The following is a 2,124-nucleotide window of genomic DNA, read 5'->3' on the forward strand; positions in this document are numbered from 1 at the left end:
AACTACGGCTTCTTCGACGACACCCTGGGTGAGGACGGCGATCCGCTGGATGTGCTGCTGCTGCTGGACCGCGATGTGTATCCCGGGGTGGTCGCGACCGTGCGTCCGGTCGCGGTGCTGACGATGAGCGACGAGGCCGGGGGCGACGACAAGGTCGTGGCCGTGCTGGCGAAGGACCCGCGGTGGAACCACATTCAGGATGTCGGCGATCTCGACGAGTGGACGCGCGGCGAGATCGGTCACTTCTTCGAGCACTACAAGGACCTCGAGCCCGGCAAGTGGGTGAAGGTCGACGAGTGGGCCGATGCCGCCGAGGCCGAGCGGCTGGTTGCCGAAGCGTTCGACCGGTTCCGGGCGCAGGGCGACGCTCACTGACGAGGCGAGCGAGGGTTTCGCGAGGGGTGGATGCTGCAGCATCCGCCCCTTCGGCTGTGGACCGGCGCAGGTCTGTGCGCGTCCGGCTCAGACGCTGACGCCCCGAGAGCGCAGGAACGGGGCGGGGTCGATGCGGAGGCCACCGCGGTAGACCTCGAAGTGGAGGTGGCAACCGGTGGAGGCGCCGGTGGTGCCTGCGTAGGCGATGACCTGGCCGGCCGAGACGCGCTGGCCCCAGCGCACGGCGTAGCCGCCGGGCTTGATGTGGGCATAGCCGGTGACGGTGCCGCCGCCGTGGTCGACCTTGATGTAGTTGCCCCACGCGCCGCTGTAGGCGGCGAAGACGACCGTGCCGCTGGCGGCGGCGTAGATGGGTGCGCCGCAAGAGATGCCGAAGTCGATGCCGCGGTGGCCACTCGTGGTGCAGTAGCCGCCCGAGCAGATGGTGCCACGGTTGCCGAACCACGAGGTGATGGAACCGCCGGCGGGACGCACCCAACCCGAACCGCTGCCGGAGCCACCTGCAGCGACGCCGCCGCCGCGGGAAGAGCTCGAGCCCCCGGAGGAGCCGCCCCCGGAGGAGCTGCCTCCGGAGCGCGCTTGCTCGGCTTGGAGTCGGGCGAGCTCTGCGGCAGCGGCACGCTCGGCTTCTTCGCGTTCCCGGCGGAGGCGTTCTTCGCGGGCTTTGCGGCGTGCTTCCACGCCGGCCTGGTAGTCAGCGATGGTCCTGGCGGTGGTGTCTTGCAGCGCGGCGAGCTGGGCTTCGAGGGTTTCCCGATGCTGGTTCTGGGCATCGAGGGCGGCCTGGGCGGCTTGTGCCGCTTCCTGGGCCGCGATCATCTTGGACTCGGCTTCCTTCTGCAGGCGGTCGCGTTCGTTCCGGGCGACCTTAGCCTGGTCACTGAGGTTCTGGGCGTTGTCGCGGGCGCTGATCGCCTCTGTGTAGACGCTGCGGTTGGCGGCCTGCAGTTTGTCCATCGTGCCGAGGCGGGCGAGCAGGTCGTCGGCTTTGCCCGCCGAGCTCGAGAAGAAGAGCTCCAGCGAGGTGTCATCGCCGCCGACGCGGTATTGCTGGGCGGCGAGTTGGCCGAGCTTGGCGGCCGCGGCATCCGCTCGTTCTGCTTCGGCGTCGGCCTGCGCTTGGAGGTCGTCGGCGCGTTGGGCCGCCTTTTCGAACTCTTCCTGGGCGAGGACGTATTCGGCGGCGAGTTCTTCAGCGCGGGCTTGTTTGACAGCGACGTCGTTCTCGAGGTCGGCGATGAGTTGCTGGATGCGGGCGATCTCGTCGGCCTTGGCGGATTCGTTGGCGCGGGCGTTCTCGACGTCGTCCCAGGAGGGATAGGTGGCAGCGAAGGCGGGGGCGGCGATGAGGGTGCCGACTCCCGCGAGTCCGACGACTCCAGCGACGCCGAGGCCGAGTGCGAGGCGGCGGGTGACGGGGCTACGCAGGGTGCGCAACTCACGCGGCGATGGTGCGCAACCGCACTCGTCCGCGGGGTCGGGTCCCAGCGTCTGCACGAAAAAACTCCTGCCGTCCTGTGAAGCAACTCTGTTCACATTAGCAACATGTTTCACATCCGTCATCGGGAATGACCGTTTCATTGTCCTCCGATCAGGGCGTTTTCGCACTAGGGGTGCCCGCGCGCGACGCGATCGAGCAGGGTGGAAGGGTGCGGATCCTGGGTGCGGTGGTGCGCGTGACGCCGCCGTCGGGGTGGGCGAGGCGGGTGCGGCAGCCGAGTGCCGACG

General features: G+C 68.9%; 2 protein-coding genes. One reads left to right on the forward strand and one right to left on the reverse strand.

The window, feature by feature from the left end; all coding sequences use genetic code 11:
- Positions 1 to 375, forward strand: a 375-nt coding sequence (locus ACK5KK_RS12180) for an inorganic diphosphatase (RefSeq protein WP_416890351.1), incomplete at its 5' end; no start/stop codon positions are given.
- A gap of 87 nt (positions 376 to 462) precedes the next feature.
- Here the strand turns inward: ACK5KK_RS12180 and ACK5KK_RS12185 are convergent.
- The gene (locus ACK5KK_RS12185) at positions 463 to 1,893 is read right to left on the reverse strand and encodes a peptidoglycan DD-metalloendopeptidase family protein (RefSeq protein WP_416890352.1); all 1,431 of its coding nucleotides are present in this window, start codon (positions 1,891 to 1,893) and stop codon (positions 463 to 465) included.
- Between the last annotated feature and the right edge of the window lie 231 nt (positions 1,894 to 2,124).

Source organism: Microbacterium sp., assembly GCF_047972865.1.
Classification (GTDB): domain Bacteria; phylum Actinomycetota; class Actinomycetes; order Actinomycetales; family Microbacteriaceae; genus Microbacterium.